The organism is Pseudomonas sp. Irchel s3b6, assembly GCF_900187415.1.
Taxonomy (GTDB): domain Bacteria; phylum Pseudomonadota; class Gammaproteobacteria; order Pseudomonadales; family Pseudomonadaceae; genus Aquipseudomonas.
In genome coordinates this window covers 598,330-616,353 of sequence record NZ_FYDM01000001.1, presented here as the reverse complement: position 1 = coordinate 616,353, position 18,024 = coordinate 598,330, and the positions used below count along the sequence as shown (strand labels likewise).

Genomic DNA, 18,024 nt, shown 5'->3' with positions numbered 1-18,024 from the left:
ACCCGTCTGGCCGGCTGCAACGGGCCAATCCAGCCTCCTGCCCTGCCCGCGCTCTTAGCGAAGCGAAGAACCTGACGCTTCCAGCTGCCGATACGTGCGGGAGCGGATCAGCGCGAAGATGCCGCCAAATCCTCTTCGACGAAGCGCAGCATCGCCTCCGCCAGCGCCTCGCGCGGATAGGCATTCTGTGTCACCAATAGTGAAGCGATGGTCGAATGCGTTCGGGCGATCGGCACTGCCAATGCCCAATGATCGGCGTTGATATAGCCCATCAGGGTGCTGCCAGGCACAACTTGATCGTAGAAGATCACTTGGCTGTCGTTACGGGCATCGATGCGCGCCAGCTTGTTGTAACTCGATTTCAGCGCGAACGAGATGTGATCCGGCTGCGGGAAGGTAACGAGCGAATAGTAGTTCAGTTCGGACGGCAGCCGGTTCTGCGCCAGCCAGTTCTTGCGCGTTGCGGGTCGAAGGCTGTTGATCGCGCCACCGTCGCCCGAATCGCAGGTCGCACCGGGAAAGTGCCGCAACAGGTCCGCCTGGTACTGCTCGGCATCGTTGGCCAGCGCCGAGCCGCCGACCGAGCCGGCTGCGCTGATCACTGCCGCCACGCGGCCGCGGACTTCCGGGTAAGCGACCATCGCTTCGAGAATGTCGGGCGCGCCCTTCGAATAGCCGATCAGGACGAGGCGCGGCGGTCCGGCTTCGGCTGGCATCGCCATGATCGCGTCGCGTATTTGCCGAGCGTTGTTTGCGGAGCTCGATAAGGCGTCGACCTTGATCTGCACCAGGTCATATCCGAACTGGCGGAGATGAATCGCTACGCTGCCGGGCGCTTGCAGCCATTGTTCGAAGCATTCGTAGCCGACGCCAGCCACCACAGCGCCGATCAGACGGCGTTTCGATTGACCGAGATCGACGGGTTTGCCGGTGCCACCCGGTTCGCTACCGACGCGCGTCAGTGCCTCCTCGCAAGGGCGGCTATCGGGCAGGACGCTTGCTCGCGTGTCGAGGATCGAGCAGAAAATCTCGCGAAAGCGCGCCCGCTGGTCCTGCACGCCGGCCTGTGACGCTGGTACCAGCACAAGCGGCGGTGTGTCCGTCGAGTAGGCGATCAGCGGCGCAGATGTGCAGGCGGTGAGCGCATGGCAGCCAGCGATCATCAGCCATGCCATGCCACCGCGGCACAACAATGTGTGGGCGCCGCACAGACGGCCAGCCGAGTCATCCGGCCTGCCGAACAGGTCACTTGCGGGCATCGTCGACCTCCTTGCGTGCAGGCGATTCGCGCCGGTCCAGATACGTTTCCCAATCGAGCATCTCCACCTCCGACAGGCTGAGCGGCCGCGGCGCAAAGAACATGACCGCACGCAGACCGTCGCTGAAGTAATGGGCGCCGCTGAACGTCGTTCGCGATTGTGCCTGGGACGCGGGACCGACGCCGGTGACGAACCCGAGCTTGTCCAGACCGGCCGAATACATCATGTCCTGAATCAGGAGATTTCTCGCCTCATCGACATCCTCATGCAAGACGAGGTTTTCCGAATCGCGCGGTGCAAAGCGTCCGCCGGTCGGTCTTGCGACCTGCGCGAGATAGACTGAGTGACCTTCGAAGCGCATAGGCGTGTTCCACACACGCACCCAAGTCGCCGGCGCTCCGGCTTGCGATCGCTTGCGAACCACGGCATCGGGCATGCGGCCGAACACACGTTCGGCCGCATCCGCGGGATGCGCGGCACGCCGGTAGCCGCGACGCACAAATGCGGCGGCGATATCGGCGAATTCGCCGACGAGAATCGCATTGATCGGATCGCCGTGCGCCCTGCCGTTCGCGTCAGTGGCGCAGCAGGGAAGGCGCTCCAACGCGGAACGCAACGCGGCCATATCGTCATAGTCCTTGATCTCGGAACCCTGATGCTGGAACAAGCCTTCGGCAAACCATTTTTCCCCAGCATCGTCCGGCACCCGCAAGAAGAGGGAGAACGGGATCAGCGTCTTTCTCTGCAGCAGATCGATATTCAGCAGCCGCGTAACGCGCTCCGGGTTGATGAACAGCACGCCCGCTTTCGTTTCGCCTGGCAGGACGGGATTCTTGAACCCCAGTTGGTCCAAGTGTGCATTGATGCGCGCGTTCGCTGCCGGGGCGAATATCCCGTGCATGGACCAGGCGACTTCGAGTGGCGAGAAATAGTCGGGATCGGTTCCCGGTCGCAGCAACAAGAGTGGATCGGCAGTCTGATTCTGGACTTCGACCCACACGGGCTGCACGCGCGTCTTGTCCAACTCCACACCCAGCATGCGCTGCCTGTCTTCGGCACTGAGCACGGCGGCGCTGACGCGCACCTGGTGCCTGGTGGCCGTCTGCGCACGTTCACGCAACTCGGTAGTACTGAAATCGGCAGGTGCCTGCCAGGTCGTACAAGCAACGACGAGCGCAAGAATCGCTGCACAACTCATGGTGCACAAGCAGCGCATTGCACACCGCAGAGTGGCGCGTGGGGCCGACGGCAAGCGGCTCATGGCTTGACCCGCCCCGGTGACTGTCCGCCATTCTCGTAGATTCCCTTCGATAGAAAGAACTCGATTTCCGCCAGGGAGGTGTGCATTTTATCGAATACCAGAACACAGCGCAGCCCATCCGTGTAGTAAGGATCGGTCGTCAGGTTCTCGCGCGGCGCGCTCTTGGGCGCGGCCCCCACACCCTTCACAAATCCGAACTTGGCCAGCGTCACCGAATACGCCATATCCTGTGTCAGCGCACTCCGCGCTTCGTCGACGTCAGGGTCGATCTTGTGCGTCGTCAGCGTCGCAGAATGCACGGTAAGCCGGCTGCCGATATCACGACTGATCTGTCCGACCCACACCTTCTTGCCGTGATATTGCATCGGACTCAGCCACAGCCTCAGATGATTGCGCTGGTGGACGTTGTCACGCGCCTTTTGCAAGGCAAGGTCCTGAGCTCGCCCGAACAGATAGAGATCGCTCACCGGCGCATAGGGATAGCGCTCGCCGGCCAGCGCCGAATTAACCATTTTCATGATCGACCCCGACCACTTTTCCTCGGTTCCACGCCAGCCGCGACGCGCGAATGCGGGGAAAGCATCATCGAGGCCGCCGACGATCACCAGATTCAGCGGATCGCCGTTCCTGGAACCCTCCTCGTTGGTGACGCAGCACGGCAGCGCCTCCAGCGCCGCCTGGAAACTGGCGTCATCGGTGTAGTTCACAATCTCTTCGGGCGGATAGATGCCCTGCCTGAACACTTCGCTGATGTGGTAATCGGTGCGCAGGCCCGGCACGATGGCCAGGACAGAGAAATGCCTCGACCGCCCGTCTGCCACCAGATCGAGGTTAACGAACTTGAACCCCTCGTCGAGGTTGGTCAACACGAAGCCCGAGGTTGTCGCGCCAGATGGGATAGGGTTGCGGAAGGCCAGCCGACGAAAGTGCCGGTCGAGCGCCGTCCGCTCGTCCTGCGTGCCCCCTGAGAAAAATGCTTCGGCCGCCTCAGATGCAGGGAAGAAATTCGGATCAAGGCCCGGCGAAAGCAGGTAGTAGGCGCGGTCTTCCCGATTTTTGACTTCGACCCAGACTGGCTGTATCGATGTATTCGCCAGAGGCACGCCGTAGACCGCCTCGCTTTCTGCGGCCGACAGTACGGCGGTCGACACGCGCAAGCCGCCATCGCTGCGCGTCACGGCGCGGCTCTTGTAGTCAAGGCTCGTCGTTGGCGGAGGCTGGGAGGCGCAGCCGGCGAGCGCGGCTGCGATGGCCGTTGCTGCGAGAACGAGTCTCACCATGCGATGCATCGCGTAACCCCATCAACTGAGCTTTACCAATCTTCGCTGCCCTGCCTACGTAATCCGTGGCTACTACGAACATTAGTCTCTACGTCGCAGCTTTTCATTATGAACCGCCCCGGGAATTGCGGAGGCTTTTTGATGTGAGTCACGCCGCCATGGCAGACTAGTCGAACTATCGATAGCAGGCCGCTTCGGCCTCTGCAGGTGATACCTCGTCGATGGGCTCCAGCAGCCGTCGATGATTACCCTTTCCCGCCCCGCCCGGCACACTGCTGCCGGGCACCGTTGAGACCTCCCAGTTCCTGTGCAAAAAGCTTCCCGACATGCTCAGGGTCTCCGACCGCGCGGGATCGTCACAGGGCTTGCGATTGACACCCTGCTCCGTGTCACCTTCCGCTCATCTGTATACGGCATCCCGGGACTTATGATTTCGCGGCTCAATGGCTGGCCTGCAGTTGCACTTGTCAACGCTTCGCTGCCCGCCTCACGATGACCAACGCATGACTCGGGGGCCAAGATGATTCGCCACTTCGTTCTTGTATCGGACTTGCACCGACTACCTCTTGCCAGTTTGTACTGGCGCACACAGACCACGGTTTCTTTAGTGCGAAAAACGTGGTCTGTCCCCCGTGCACAAATTGCGCACAGGGTTGTTTGTCCCACTGTCCGAGCGACTTGTGGCGGCGATTAGCCCAACGTCGCGCTTTTCTCGTATCCGTAGAGGGGGCCCATGTCATTCCGGATTTAATTGCGCAGGCGATTATTCAGGGCTTTGTCGTTTCTGGAGTTTACGATTACGGCGGGCCACACTCGCATCGTTTCCGCATCTTTTTGCTCATTTCCGCAACCCTGCCCTATTCTGTGTACGCAGCAGGAGTGTTGCAGATGAAACAGAGACCTCGGATGGGCACCCCTTGAACAACTTGTTAGGCCGCCGCGATTGCTTAGGCGACCAGCGGCGGCGAACACTTTTGTTTCTGCTGCTGTTCCTGTGCTGTCTTTTTCTTACCCCTCGCCCAAGCAACCTCTTTAGGATCCGCCTTCGGATCTCCGATGATCGAATCGCAGATCCTAATGATGGCCGAAAGGTTCTTGCAGATCGATTCCTTGAGGTCATTCGCATTGCCGGCGGCCTGCCAAGCCACGCCGTATGCGCCGCTTCCCGCCTCGTCGAGAAGGTCATTCACTGCCGCAAAATCCTCGTTTTCTGCAGCAATTCGCATCTTCCGAAAGAATTCCTTCGAAAGGTTCGTACCCTTTTGCTCTTTAGACATCTGCTCTCTCCTTGACTGGGGTGACGCCAAGCCCGACTACGGTAAGGAGGGTAGCAGGACACACTAGTCTGTCCACCGACTGCTTGTGGCCGGACTGGAATCTGCGCCTTGACAGGTGGCGGGTTGCAATCGGAATCACCGGCGGGTTTGCGATTGGGTTGGCTCCACGCCTCGCCGTGTTCCAAAGTGGAACCCGTGGTGTATGTGCCCATGTCCACGGTCTAACAGACACGTTATAGACACGAAAACCACCCGCCCAACAAAAAAGGCCTACGCCGTTAAGCGTAAGCCCTTGATATATATGGTGCCGAAGCCGGAATCTAATTAAGGTCTAAAATCACCGTCTTCACTGGATGAAACCTAACTGCTTCGGATTAGATGTACTGGCCACTGTACTATTTTGTGAATGCTGGGGCGTTTGAGGTCATTGTCTTGGGAGATTCTAACCCCATTGAAGGCGACCTGGTAACCCTCGCGACCAGACCGCCGCATAAGGTTTCCACCATTCCAACGTAACAACCTCCCCCCTCAATCCAATCAAGAAATCCCACTGCTAAGCTGAAAACTCCACGGAGGATCCACGATGCCAAACTCGGACCTGCTCCCGTCCCTGCTATTCAAGATCAACGAAAATCAGCTTGCCCTGGAGGCTGCCATCATGGAGCTCACGCTCTGGGTCGAGCAGCGCGGTTCGGCAGAAGTCGCCGAAAATGTACGTGGCGCATTGGTCACGATCGACCGGAATGAAGAGTTCATCAAGATGACGCTGGCCGTGCTGATGACGCCAGATTGACAATCTCGACAGTCGTAGCCAGGCAGCAATCGCAACATCCAATTTGAATAGAAAAATGGGCAGCCACTAGGGCTGCCCATTTTTTGCATCAGAACAAGGTCAATTGACCAGGGCATGAGCGCCAATGCTGGCAAACGCTTTCCCACCGGCCAAGCCGGTACCGGAGATAGCGATGCACAAACACGCTCTTCGAAGTTGAGTAAGCCATGGCAGGCCCTCCCCATGAAGGGTTGGAGGATTTTTACTTGCCCTGATCCATTACCGCTACTACACTCTCGACGTCTTCCCCAAGACATCTGTGCAGGGATCAGGGTGGTTCGGTTGACCCTCGTTCACCTCACCAAGAGCCCCAGAAGTGTTAGACGCACTTCTTGGGCTTTTTTATTTCTAAGCTCAATCGCCCCTAGTTAGTCTAGATGGCCAATAGTTGACTTAGCATCTGACCAAGAAGCACCAAGCTTCACGACCGTAGTCCCACGCGTCGAGCATGCGTTGCGAGTTCTTCACTCGTCGATACCGACAGAAGACCCAACGGAACCCTTTAGGGGCTGGTTTTTTAGGCATATTCCATAGTCACCTCCTTAGCAGAAGGAAATTTTTTCTTGCCATCCGCTAGGAAATGACTAACATTCCGTTCGCAGCCACACTGCAAGGGCGAGCCCCTTCACCAAAGCTCACCGAATTGATTGGAGCGCCAACTCCAATCAGTTCAAAATTCTCATCTTACCTTTCTTTGCCAAAACTTTATTCTGGTAAGACGCTGCGTCCCAGCTCACACCAAATCGCCGCGTCACCTCACTCAGTGACTCGCACGCCTTCATTAGGCGTTCTGGCATCAAAAGCCCACCTGCAAATCTGTTGGCTTGCCACTCGCTATCTAGATAAGCAGGTAGCCTTCCCTGTTCAGCCCGATGAAATTTTATGGCCGCATTGCGGTGCATAAGATAGTGACCTAGCTCATGCGCAGCAGTGAACCGGTCCCTCCCTTGCCCCTCGCAACAACGCTCATAAACATCCTCTCGCAGACGAATCACATTTTCTGATGGGATGGTAAGGCCATGGTTGCTTCCCATCTGCGCCATTGTTCCGACTTCAAAGGCAAACCCTTCAAAGAACTGCGGCATCCCGAGTTCTAAAAACTCGATGATAGGAAATCCGTCGGCGGTTATCTTCAAGTCTGCACGCACAGTGTCTGCGAGCTTGAAAATTTCCGCCTCACTTCGGGCTGGTACTTCACATGATGGGCCGCTCATCTTATTTACCTTTCTTTTGAGCCGAATTGAGCACCTGAAGGATTCGATCCAGATCGCCCGAATTCATCTCATTGAACTGCCGAGAGAAAGCTAGCGCCGTCTCTTGGTGCTTGGCAGACATCCCTTTCATTTCAATCTCTACTTGCCCACGGCTAAGCAGTGCAGCCTTTTCTAGCTGCGCGTATTCTTGTGTTCCGACCCTCAACCCTAGATAGGCCCCAAGCCTACTGACCAGGTCCTGGGTGATCTGCCGCTTACCGGTTTCGATCGTAGAAAGGTGGGCCGCGGAGATTCCGACGCCTTCAGCCATATCTTTCAAAAGCCACCCATGGTCAATGCGTGCTTTGCGAAGGAATTTACCGATTTCAGTTAACATATCTGCCTCCAAGCGAACTAACATAGCCCGCTAAAATCTAGATTAGCATAATTTGCTAACTGAGCAAGCGGGATTGTGAATTTATTTTCAGTGATGGGTATGACACTCAACACATCCCGATCATTCGCTTTGCGACGCTTGAAATCCTGCCCGAGTTACATTCACCTCACCACTTCAGACCCGCTGCCCACACATCCGCTTGGCATCCAGCTAGCGCAATCAATCCTTGGCCACCAGAGCATGCCCAAAAACACCTTGGCGGAAGGGTAAACCAAAGATATCATTTCGCCACTTTCGGAACGTCAGCGTCGCGATGATGTTAATCGTGCTGCAACCGGTCCAGTTGGGTAACTGCCACCGACCTCCTGGAAAAAACCGCGAAAGCGGAAAAAGGAAATAGGCAGAGACAGTCTGAACCTCCCCGCCAACTGCTATATGAGACTGGGAGAACAGCTAGGGAGGAAATACCTATGGGTATGACTAAACAAGCTGGTTCAGCAGTTTTGCACAAACGCATTCGTGCGTTCAGTGGCATGGCCATCGGCTTCGGCTTGATGGGCATTGATCCAGTGTCCGCTGTTGCACTGGCTCTTGGGGTCACTGTCGTTTTGGCGATGTTGTAAGGCTAGGAGGGCCACGGAACAAGGACGTGGCCAGCCAACCTGAACTCCTTCCGGCGTCCTGCCTACCGCCTCCCCCCCTATTTGCAAGCCACTGACCAAAGCTGATCGAGCCTGGCGGTGTAGCTCTGACTCATCATTTCCCGACGCATTGCCCAGTCCTGGTTACTAGGTACGCTCGCCGAACGCAGCGTCCCCCTCCCCCAGCGGCCATTAATCTGATCCAGCACGCCCATCAGCTTCGTCTAGGCGCCCGGTTGCGATGTGGCGAACAGATCCTCTGTGAACTCTCCTGGCTGGCAGAGGCTGAGCAGCGTCACTTCGGCCTTGCTGTAGCGGAATCCAGGACGAAGATTCACAATAATGAGTCCCCTGGCAAGGATTACGACGCAAGGATTGGCGCATGATATCATTGCGCCATCCTCCGCCCCCCCCAATCAAAAAGGACTTTCAGCATGAGCTCACGTTTTTCTTGGCTTCATCTCAGTGATCTGCACATTGGAATGAAGAGCCATAAATGGATGTGGCAAAACGTGAAACATCAAGTTTACGATGACTTCAGGTATCTCCAATCCGAACATGGAAAATGGGATGTAGTGATTTTCTCAGGAGACCTAACACAAAAAGGAGACGCTGAGGAGTTTGCGTCTCTAACAAAGACCCTTCAGGAGATGTGGGGTGTATTCGGTGAAGCTGGTTTCCAGCCGTATCTTTTTTGCGTTCCAGGAAATCACGACCTTGTGAGGCCCGACGCTTTAGACCCTGTCAAGCTCGCGCTGGACAACTGGTGGGATACACCTAAGCTCAGAGCCGCCTTTTGGACGAAAGATGGTTCTAACTTGAGATCAACGCTCTCAAAATATTTTGAAAATTTTGAAAAATGGAAAACCCAATTAAAAGAGGTTGGCATTCCTCTGTTGGAGGAGGCTTCAGGGGTAATTCCTGGCGATATTACATCTGTATATTCCTCCGGTGATTTAAAGGTCGGGCTTGTCGGATTGAACTCAACTTGGCTCCAGCTGGATGGTGAGGACCATAAGGGTAGGCTTCATATCGATCCTGATCAACTTAGTGCGGTTACCGATGGTGATGCGACTGGCTGGGCAAAAGGACAAAACCTGAATCTGTTGGTGACTCATCACCCTTTAGATTGGCTACATCCCGATAGCCTTAAGATTTTCAATCAAGAAATTGATGTAAGTGGTCGTTTTGGCGCCCACTTATATGGTCACATGCATGCTGCTGGTGCATATCAACAAAGCCACTTAGGTATGCAGGTAAAACGCTCTATACAAAGCGCCTCTTTGTTTGGGTTGGAGCACTTCGGAAGTAATGAGGAAGACAGGAAGCATGGGTATTCATTAGGCATCATTGATATTGCAGTTGACGCTCCGGCGACGCTTACATTGTTGCCGCGAGCAACGAGAGATGTTGCAGGGGAGCGAAAAATAGGCGCGGATTACACTTTACCTATAGACAACGCTAACAAAATTGTTCATTTTTTTGAAATGACCTCTACAGCGGCCGGTAAAGTACAGCCTAAAAACTCATGGATAGAAGAAAAGCTATCAGATGAAACTGCAGAGCAAATTCAAGTGAAGGATGCTGGAATTGCGGTGAATCTTGGTGTTATTGCCAAGGTGCTAGGCGAGGCAAAAGAAGCACTCTTCGTTCGAGCTGTACAATTAAGAGCAGCATGCTCGATTCTTGAAAAAACCAGGGTTCTTTGGTTAGCTGCAGAGTGGGGCATGGGGGAGCAAGGATTCCTGTGGGCAATACAAAAGAAAATGTCGCATGAACAATCCCTTAATTATTCGCTTGATCTAAGTGGGTATTCTGATCGAAACCAGTTCTTCGAAGGTGTAAAGGCACGGTATGGCTTCAGCTTCGAATCAATATGCGACAGCCTCTCTAAGCTATCAAATCCATACTTAATTTTTGAAGATACGCCATTTTCGAGCAATACTGATGAGTCGCTGAAACTTCATAGGGATCTGAGTAATTTAGTTGATGTTATGCTGTCGTATTGCCCTAGCCTGAACATTATTATACTTAGCAGGCAGTCCCCTTCAGTAGATAGCGAGAACATTTTAGAGATCGTAGCTCTGGATCAAGCTGACACTCGTAGCTTTGTTGAACATCATCGTTTAGGTAATAGAGGGCTGACAAGCGAAGATTACCTCAAGATTTACCAGCATACCGATGGCTTGCCAAATCTAATTGAAACCGATCTTCGCAATATGCGTGTTGCCTCTTTGAGTGAAGTTACTTCTCTGACCTCCGAAATACCGCTGCCGGATGGCTCGTTGAATAGGGCGATGCTTGAGCTCTCTGAGTCAAAAGAGCCAGGAATGCAAAGAGCATATTTATTATTGAAGATACTATGTGTATTCCCGCAAGGCGAGGAGCTAGGGAAGATCAAAAATTTCGATCGAACCAAACCCGTTTTTTTTGATCACGCACAAATACTTGAGCAACGGGGTTTTATACAGGGTGTTGAGGTTAATCAACTTGAAAGTAGATCGCATGTAAATAAGACAAAGCGTTTAATTGCAACACGCCCAGTTCGGGAGTGGGTACAGTCAAAGCTAACAGATCGGGAGCGTAAAACACTTGATGAGTATGCGGCATCGTCATATTTTGGGGCGTCTTGGTCGATAGGTGAGTTTAAACCGCCGCACAGCCTAAAATTCCATGCTCCTGGTCGTGTTCCCGCTGAGTTAGACAATGCTCGGTCGATTGTCCAAAAAGTAGTAATGGCCGCACTCGGCAACCCGAGAAAGTTAACCGTCGCTGTATCTCTAACTCAGTATCATGGAGCCGCATTACTAGCTGGCGATTATTATCGGAGCGCTTGTGAGTTCTTTCAGTATATTTCTCCTTTGCTAGAAGGCGAAATCCCAGAGACCGACAAGTACTACATGGACTTTTTGTACGCCAAAGCCTTGAGGATGTTAGACGGTGATCGAAACACTACTACATCAAAGGATATTCTTCTAGCTGCGCTACCTCATATTTCAGACAAGAGAACCTTGCTTAGCGTCTACATGAATCTTGCTCTTTGTTCTGAGTCATTAAAAGAGGTGGATGACGCGGTAACTTATGCTAAAAAAGTTATTGCATTGGATAAAAGTAGCTACTCTGCGCTCAGCGCCCAGCAAATAATTCTGGAAATGTCCACTGAAGGTAGTGAGTCAACGCGGGCTGCGGCACTTTCAAAATTAGAGGATAAAGCGCGGCGACAAGGGGCCAAATCGGTCGCTGTAACTATAGCGCTGTCTAAGGCATACGCTACTGTGGATGACATGGAAAGAATAACTCAATTACGCAGTATAGTCAGGGACGCAAAAGAAAATGGTGATAGCTATGACATTATGCGTGCAATGATCGCTTTAGGTAAGGTTTCCTTAAAGTCAAATATTGACTTTAAGCTAACGACCGCAGAGGAACACCTGTTAATCCGCTTATATCATTACTTATATAACGAGCGATTTGACACTCTTTTTTATCAGTGCCATGAAATACTTTGGAAGATATTTACAGAGCGTCGCGAGTATGAAAATATGCTGCAGCTTTTCCGTTATAGCTCATTGCTCTGGAGACTGCGTGGAAAAGAAGACTTGGAGAAAAAAGCTCTAGGACGATTAAACAACATCATTGGGGATAATCCACCTGCTTCATTAGGTCGCTTCGATTTGGCAACATCATATTTTTATGCCCGTCTTGGGGCATCCATAAGTTCAAACGATCAAGATTACTCATTGTAGGCATTGAGGATCTATCAGTGGGTCGTTCATGAGACGGCCTTCACTTAAAGCATAACGCGCTGCAATTAAATACAAGATGCAATTCCGTATTAAATTAGACTATTTGCAAACCATGCGGGCTAGTACGCGCATTAGCCCGCCCCTCCTACTTTCCCGGGTTACTGGTGGCATAACGAGAATCGAGTTATTAGATGCCCTTGATTACAATTAAATTAGATTTTTCATTGAGACAAGATTCTGACCACAGCTGGAAACCACACACCCTTTAGTTCAGAAGCTTGCAGGCAATGTTATTGACTGAACCTATATCGAACGGCGGAATCGCAACTTAGATCTGAAAGTTGTAGAACACCCTCTATTCCGAAGTAGAAGTTTTTAAATTAATGTTAAACTCCGATAATGGATCGCCGATATTCTCCTAAACGCGTTTGATCGGCTGCTTTTGACCCAGAGTGTGTAAAACCGTTTAGAGCAGGTTTAAGGTCCGCCACGGAACGAAAACCGCGCTCCTGCGCAAACTCCTGGACCATGAATCTGCCGATCACTGTCAGATTTTACGTAGCGACACAGACTTAAAAACAGGGCCTGCGTTTTTACACAGCCTAGGCCGATTGCTGTCGATCATGAATTAGTTTTTGGTCGAAAGTGGTCGTTTTAAAAGAGCCCGCCAAGCGCTGCTGGCTCCCAGTTCATGATCACCAACTCGCCACTGACCTCAGCCTTGCCCTGCCGTTGGTTGGTCGTGGTGTAGCGGATATCCAGCGTCTCGAAATGAAAGCCCTCAAACACCCGACGGATGTCCGGGTGGTCGTTGATGCTGACCATCACCCTGCCCTTGCAGCGGCGCATGAAGTCGGCCATGCGTTCGTAGTTCTCAAACGGAAAGTCCACCCCATAGCCTGCGGTCTGCCAGTACGGCGGGTCCATGTAGTGGAAGGTATGGGCACGGTCATAGCGTTCGGCGCAGTCGAGCCAGGGCAGGTTCTCGACGTAGGTGCCGGACAGGCGTTGCCATGCGGCCGAGAGGTTTTCCTCAATGCGCAACAGGTTGATGGCCGGGGCGGTTGTGCGGGTGCCAAACGACTGCTCGGAGACCTTGCCGGCGAAGGCATGGTGCTGCAGGTAGAAAAATCGGGCGGCGCGCTGGATGTCGGTGAGGGTTTCCGGGCGGGTCATCTTCTGCCACTCGAACACCTGCCGTGAGCTGAGCGCCCACTTGAACTGGCGCACGAACTCTTCCAGGTGGTTCTGCACCACGCGGTACAGCGTCACCAGGTCGCCGTTGATGTCGTTGAGCACTTCGACGGGCGCAGCCTGCGGCCGCATGAAGTACAGCGCGGCGCCGCCGGCAAAGACTTCAACGTAGCATTCATGAGGAGGGAACAGCGGAATAAGGCGATCGGCCAGGCGGCGTTTGCCGCCCATCCAAGGAATGATGGGTGTAGACATGGATAGCAAGACCTTTACTGTATAAATAAACAGGTGTTAGGCTCGCTCCGCTTTGTGCACAGAGCAGGAGCCTTGGCTGGACTTGCAGGGACAATCTGCGGGGACGGCGGCCAGGCGGGATGTTGACGCATCCAGTCTGGCCGCTCCTTTTACTTCGGGGTTAAAACCTCTTCGATCTGGGACGGTTCATCCTCCCGGGCAATCAATCTGCCACTTCGAGCACGACTTTCTGCGGCTTCCCTGATGCCTTGGCCTTGCCCTCCTTACCGCCATTGCACTCAACCGACACCGTCCACCCCGACTGAGTGAAGGTGTGATCCACCGACTCCACCAGATACTCGCCATCGAGCCCGCGCTTGAAGCCCTGCGCCTCGATCAAGATTTCGGCAAACAAGTCAGTACGCCCGGGCAGGTCGAGGCGTACCGAGGCGGTGGAACGGTTGAACGCCGCCAGACGCGCCTTGGCGGCCTCGTCAGCGGCCGTCCGGTCTGGATACAGATGGCGGTCGGTGTGCACCGGCGGCATGCCCTCCGGCACGTTGGGGTTGTCCAGGTGCGAGACCAGCAGTTCTCCGCTGGCCGGGTCCTGGTACTGGGTGCTGACGCCTTTGTGGGTGCTGCGATCGCTCAAGCGAAACTGCCAGCGGGTGACATCGCCGCGCTGCAGGGTGATGACAGCCAAGGCCCGGCCGCTGGCGCTCTGCCCGCCCTGGCGCGGCAGGACCAACAGCTTGCCGTCGGCGACCTTGGCGGTGCAGTCGTGCTTCTTGGCCAGGCGGGTGATGAAGTTGAAGTCCGACTCATTCAGTTGGTCCATGCGTGGCACCCGGGTCTCGACCGGGCACGACGGCTGCCAGCCATTGCGCGCCGCGACATCGCCGACGATCTGCGCCAGGCTGACGTCTTCCCAACTGCCGCTGCGGGTGCTCTTGCCACTGCCGCGCATGTCGCTGGCCTTGCCGCTAATCACCAGCGTGTCCGGCGGGCCGGAGACCGCCACCTCATCCACCGTGTAGCGGCCCATACGGGTCAGGTCGGCGCCGGCATAGCCCAGGTAGATCTCGATACTCGCGCCACGCGCGGGCAGCGCCACCGCCCCATCACGGTCGTCGATGCGCAGTTCGAACGAGTCCGAGGCCATTCCGGGCCGGTCGGCAAGCTGCAGCGAGACCAGCCGATCATTGATCAGGGCGGTAATGTCAGCGCCGTCGGCGACGATACGGAAAAGCGGTTGCATAACGGTCTCCCAAACAAGAAAAGAAGGCTCAGTCCCACAGCGAAATCACACTGTCGGTCTCGACCACCAGATCCGGCAGCGTGATCAGCACGCCGGCCCGGAACGGCTGTGGCTCATCGGCCAGGCCCTGATTGGCGGCCAGCACCGCCTCGACGCTGCGGTTCAAGTGGCCGTAATAGTGGTGGCACAGGGTGTCGAGCAGATCCCCGTCAGCCGTTCTGCAGGTCATCGCCATAACGGACAAACTCCAATGAAAAACCCTGCTTGCGCGGGATCGCCCCAGGCAGCAAGGCGCTTTGCTCTTCTTCGATATTGGTCAGGCACCAGTTGCCCAGCACCTCGCCATACCCGGTGGTCAGGTTCAGCGGCAGCAACTTGGCGCCGATGCTGCGCAGGGTATCCAGTTGCTTCAGCCCGCCTTTGAAGCTCGGGTAGATCGCGCCCTTGAGGGTGATCTTCTCCTCGCCCAAGCCCACGGCCTGTTGCGCCGGGCGCCGGGTCAGGCGCTCCTGCGCGGCCCACCGAAACGACGTCTGCCGCCGTAGTTCGTCAAACGCCGCGGTGTCCAGGTTGAAGTAATACGGCCGCTCATTGGGTTTGAGTGGGTAGATGATCAGCAGGTGCGGGAACGGTTTCACCGCCTCCGGGACTGGCGTCATATCGCTGGCAAACCATTCCGTGGGGAAGATGTTGCCCAGCGCCGCATTGGCCTTGCCGGCGACCTTGTTGAACGCCGCACCAAACCGGTCAATCTGTTCGGTCAGCGCGGAAAAGTGCTCATCAAACTGCGCCAGCGCCCGCTGGGTCTGGTTGTAGAGACTGGCCACCTTGCCGATCTTGGCCTGCGCCGAGTTGATCGCACTCTGCAGCCGCCGGGTCTTGTCGCTCAGGTCTTCGCTGATAAAGGGCAAGCCCTCGATGGCATCTGCCGCACCGCCGATTTCATTGAGCGCGCCATTCATTGGCCCGGTCATTGATTCCAGATCGGTGCGGCCGGCCTCGCCGGCGTCGACCATGTACTTCAACCCACCCTGCAGGTGTTGCAGGTAGGATTTTTCATCCGCCATATCACTTCCTCAGCCAACGTGTGGCGCATCAAACAACTGGCGGGCCCGCGCTTCCCGGGCGAAGTCTTCAAACTGACGGCGCAGGTGCGGCATCAACTCCTGGACCAACTGCGCCGGGTCTTTCACATCACCTTGCACGGTAATGCTTGGCGCCGGGGCGAAGGTGAATTGCTGATCGACCTTCGGCCATTCGGGCGGCTTCGCCACGGCGACCGGCATCAGCGCTGCCGCCGTAACCGGAGTCGCCGGGGTACTGGTCATCGAGCGCACGACGTCGCCAACTCCTTGGCCAGCGGGCATGGGGAACATGCCGAGCGGTGCTTTCGGTAACACCGTGGGCGCGTCCGGCCCGCCAAACAGTGCCTTGCCCACGGTCGCGCCCAAGTCACTGCCACCCCAGGCCCCAAGCCAGGCGCCGATCGCTCCGCCCACCGCAGTGCCCAGCAGCGGTATGACCGAACCGATGGCCGCACCGGCCGCCGCGCCAGCCAGGCCACCGGCCAGCCCGCCCGCCGCATTGCCATAGCCCTCGGCCTTTTCATCGCGGGTGGTCGCGTTCAAGGCTGTGTCCACTGCTTGAACCCCGGCGGCCAGCACCACCAGCGGCCCGGTGCCCTTCATGAACCGGGTGCCCATGGTCGCCTTGCCTGCCGGGCCTTTACCCTTTCCGCCCTTCCCGTCTTTGCCGTGATCCAGCCCGTCAACCCCGACGTCATCCGCGTTGGTCACGAACACCCGCTGCACGATGTCGGATTTTCCGTTGACCGAGCCACGCGCAATGTTCACCAGGCCCCGGCCGATCTTCAGCGCGGCCCAGGCCTTGCCCAGCACCAACGCCCCGGTGGTCAGCGCTGCCAGGCCCAACACCACCTTGGGCGTTTCCTCGGACAATGCGGTCAAGCCCCGTGCCGCCGTACCGATCCCGGTGGCTAGCGCATCCGTCGCCGGGCGCAGGGCATCACCGATGGCACGCAGCGAATCATTGAACGCCTGACCGGTTTCAGCCCAGCGTTGCGACGAGCTCTCGCGGCGTTCGGCCAGGTTCTTGTCGAGAATCTCTTTGCGCTGGCCGTTGGGGTCCGAGGCGTCCTTTTTCAGCTCTGCGTAGAGTTTCTTGTTCTGGGTGTACGCCATCAGGGCGGTCTTGACCTGCATGTCGGCGAACAGATCGCCGGTACGCAGGGTCGCGGCCAGAGCATCGGCCATCGCCTGCGCCTTGACCGGGTCGGTTTCGTGGCTGATTTTGGTCAGCCCCTGCTGCAGCTGTCTGGCCTTTTTCGGGTCGGTCTTTTCCACATACCGGCGCGCCAATTCGAAACTGGCTTCGAAGGTCGACAGGCCCTTGGCAATCGCCGCGTTCATCGAGCCCTGGTAGTCGATCCCGGCATCGGCATAACCTTTGACCGTTTCCCCCGAGCCGATTTTCGCGACCCAGTTTTTCAGGTTGTTTGCCGCCTCATCCGCACTGCCGGCGCTCTTGATCTGCACCTGCAGCATGGCGCCCAACTGGGTGACGGCGTCCTGGCCGGTGATGCCACTGCTGGCCATCTGCGCCAACAGCTCGGGAAACCACTTGGCCATGTCGGCGGCCTCGAAGCTGCCTTGCTGGCCCAGCAGCGCGACCGAGGCCAGGGCCTGTTCCATTTTCTTGGGATCGGTGATCTTGGCGTTGTTCTGCATCGCCAGAATCATCCTCGCTGTATCGGTGCCTGACGCGCCCTGCCCGACCGCAAACTTTGCGGCCACGGGCGCGTACTTCAGCGCCTCGGCCAGCTCCATGCCGCCGCCGACCAGTTGGTTCACCAGGTCGGCCACCTGGGTGTTGGCCATGCCGGTGTCCTTTGAGGTCTGGACGATGTCCCGGGCGGTGTCGACTTCTTGCTGGGTATTCGCGGTACCGGACTTGATCGCGATATCGCGCACAATCGCCTGAAAGTCCGCACTGATTTTGGTCGGCACCGCGGCCAGGGTGGTACCGGCCACCGCCGTGCCGATCCCGCTGCGCAGACTTTCCCGCCCTTCCTCGACCTGGCCCATGCCTTTGGCCTTGAACTCGGCACTGCGCACCACTTTGCCCAGCGCCAGGTACTCCTGACGCAGGCGCCCGACCTCGATCCCCTGCTTGCGCAGGCTACTGTTGTTGGCTTCCAGCTTGCGTAACAAAGCGTCGGCATTCGCCGCCCCGCTGTCGTGGGCTCTTTTCCATTCATCGCGCAGACGCATGGTCTCGCCGATGACTTTCTGCAAACCCTTGGCGCGGGTGGTTTGCGCCTCGAGCTTTTTCATTTCGCCGCTGACGTTTTTGAAAGCGGCACCGAGCGAAGAGTCGACGGCGCCGCCAATCACCAGCCCGAGGGAGAGTTTGTTCGCCATGGGGGGTTACCT

The 18,024-nt window shown here is 56.3% G+C and carries 14 protein-coding genes and 1 pseudogene; 3 read left to right on the top strand and 12 right to left on the bottom strand.

Annotated elements, in window-relative coordinates; genetic code table 11:
* Window positions 1-107: 107 nt before the first annotated feature.
* The 4 genes from CKW07_RS02945 to CKW07_RS02930 form a co-directional block, all read right to left on the bottom strand.
* Window positions 108-1,259: a hypothetical protein gene (locus CKW07_RS02945; protein WP_095143491.1), complete on the bottom strand. Its 1,152-nt coding sequence runs from the start codon at window positions 1,257-1,259 to the stop codon at window positions 108-110.
* Window positions 1,246-2,457 carry an LssY C-terminal domain-containing protein gene (locus CKW07_RS02940; RefSeq protein ID WP_218192022.1) on the bottom strand — a complete coding sequence of 404 codons (1,212 nt, stop codon included), beginning with the start codon at window positions 2,455-2,457 and terminating at the stop codon, window positions 1,246-1,248. The genes CKW07_RS02945 and CKW07_RS02940 overlap by 14 nt, the downstream gene beginning before the upstream one ends.
* Before the next feature lie 59 nt (window positions 2,458-2,516).
* The gene (locus tag CKW07_RS02935) at window positions 2,517-3,800 is read right to left on the bottom strand and encodes an LssY C-terminal domain-containing protein (protein ID WP_218192021.1); all 1,284 of its coding nucleotides are present in this window, start codon (window positions 3,798-3,800) and stop codon (window positions 2,517-2,519) included.
* Window positions 3,801-4,747: 947 nt separating this feature from the next.
* Window positions 4,748-5,077, bottom strand: coding sequence for a hypothetical protein (locus CKW07_RS02930; RefSeq protein WP_095143488.1), 330 nt, complete (start codon window positions 5,075-5,077; stop codon window positions 4,748-4,750).
* A gap of 583 nt (window positions 5,078-5,660) precedes the next feature.
* Here CKW07_RS02930 and CKW07_RS02925 point away from each other — a divergent pair.
* The gene (locus tag CKW07_RS02925) at window positions 5,661-5,870 is read left to right on the top strand and encodes a hypothetical protein (protein WP_095143487.1); all 210 of its coding nucleotides are present in this window, start codon (window positions 5,661-5,663) and stop codon (window positions 5,868-5,870) included.
* Window positions 5,871-6,574: 704 nt separating this feature from the next.
* Here CKW07_RS02925 and CKW07_RS02920 read toward each other — a convergent pair.
* Both CKW07_RS02920 and CKW07_RS02915 read right to left on the bottom strand, forming a co-directional pair.
* Complete coding sequence (locus CKW07_RS02920) at window positions 6,575-7,123, bottom strand: ImmA/IrrE family metallo-endopeptidase (protein WP_095143486.1); 549 nt, start codon at window positions 7,121-7,123, stop codon at window positions 6,575-6,577.
* A gap of 1 nt (window position 7,124) precedes the next feature.
* Entirely contained in the window at window positions 7,125-7,499 is a 375-nt protein-coding gene (locus CKW07_RS02915) for a helix-turn-helix domain-containing protein (RefSeq protein ID WP_176465258.1), read from the bottom strand.
* Window positions 7,500-7,969: 470 nt separating this feature from the next.
* On the opposite strand from CKW07_RS02915, the gene CKW07_RS25390 reads away from it, so the two are divergent.
* Window positions 7,970-8,122: a hypothetical protein gene (locus CKW07_RS25390; RefSeq protein WP_176465257.1), complete on the top strand. Its 153-nt coding sequence runs from the start codon at window positions 7,970-7,972 to the stop codon at window positions 8,120-8,122.
* 77 nt (window positions 8,123-8,199) lie between these two features.
* On the opposite strand, the pseudogene CKW07_RS02910 reads toward CKW07_RS25390, so the two are convergent.
* Window positions 8,200-8,469 (bottom strand): annotated as a pseudogene (locus CKW07_RS02910) (DUF4113 domain-containing protein); the annotation flags it as partial.
* A 105-nt stretch (window positions 8,470-8,574) separates the two neighbouring features.
* Between CKW07_RS02910 and CKW07_RS02905 the strand changes: the two are divergent.
* Window positions 8,575-11,886, top strand: a complete 3,312-nt coding sequence (locus CKW07_RS02905; protein WP_095143484.1) for a metallophosphoesterase — start codon at window positions 8,575-8,577, stop codon at window positions 11,884-11,886.
* Window positions 11,887-12,540: 654 nt separating this feature from the next.
* On the opposite strand, the gene CKW07_RS02900 is transcribed toward CKW07_RS02905, so the two are convergent.
* From CKW07_RS02900 to CKW07_RS02880, 5 genes are all read right to left on the bottom strand, one after another.
* Window positions 12,541-13,335 (bottom strand): DNA adenine methylase, encoded by a 795-nt coding sequence (locus tag CKW07_RS02900; protein WP_095143483.1) that lies wholly within the window; start codon window positions 13,333-13,335, stop codon window positions 12,541-12,543.
* A gap of 202 nt (window positions 13,336-13,537) precedes the next feature.
* On the bottom strand, window positions 13,538-14,572 hold the full coding sequence (locus CKW07_RS02895) for a phage late control D family protein (protein ID WP_095143482.1): 1,035 nt from the start codon (window positions 14,570-14,572) through the stop codon (window positions 13,538-13,540).
* A gap of 28 nt (window positions 14,573-14,600) precedes the next feature.
* Window positions 14,601-14,807, bottom strand: a complete 207-nt coding sequence (locus tag CKW07_RS02890; protein WP_057716592.1) for a tail protein X — start codon at window positions 14,805-14,807, stop codon at window positions 14,601-14,603.
* Window positions 14,782-15,639, bottom strand: a complete 858-nt coding sequence (locus tag CKW07_RS02885) for a phage tail protein (protein WP_095143481.1) — start codon at window positions 15,637-15,639, stop codon at window positions 14,782-14,784. The genes CKW07_RS02890 and CKW07_RS02885 overlap by 26 nt, the downstream gene beginning before the upstream one ends.
* Before the next feature lie 9 nt (window positions 15,640-15,648).
* Entirely contained in the window at window positions 15,649-18,012 is a 2,364-nt protein-coding gene (locus tag CKW07_RS02880; RefSeq protein WP_095143480.1) for a phage tail tape measure protein, read from the bottom strand.
* Between the last annotated feature and the right edge of the window lie 12 nt (window positions 18,013-18,024).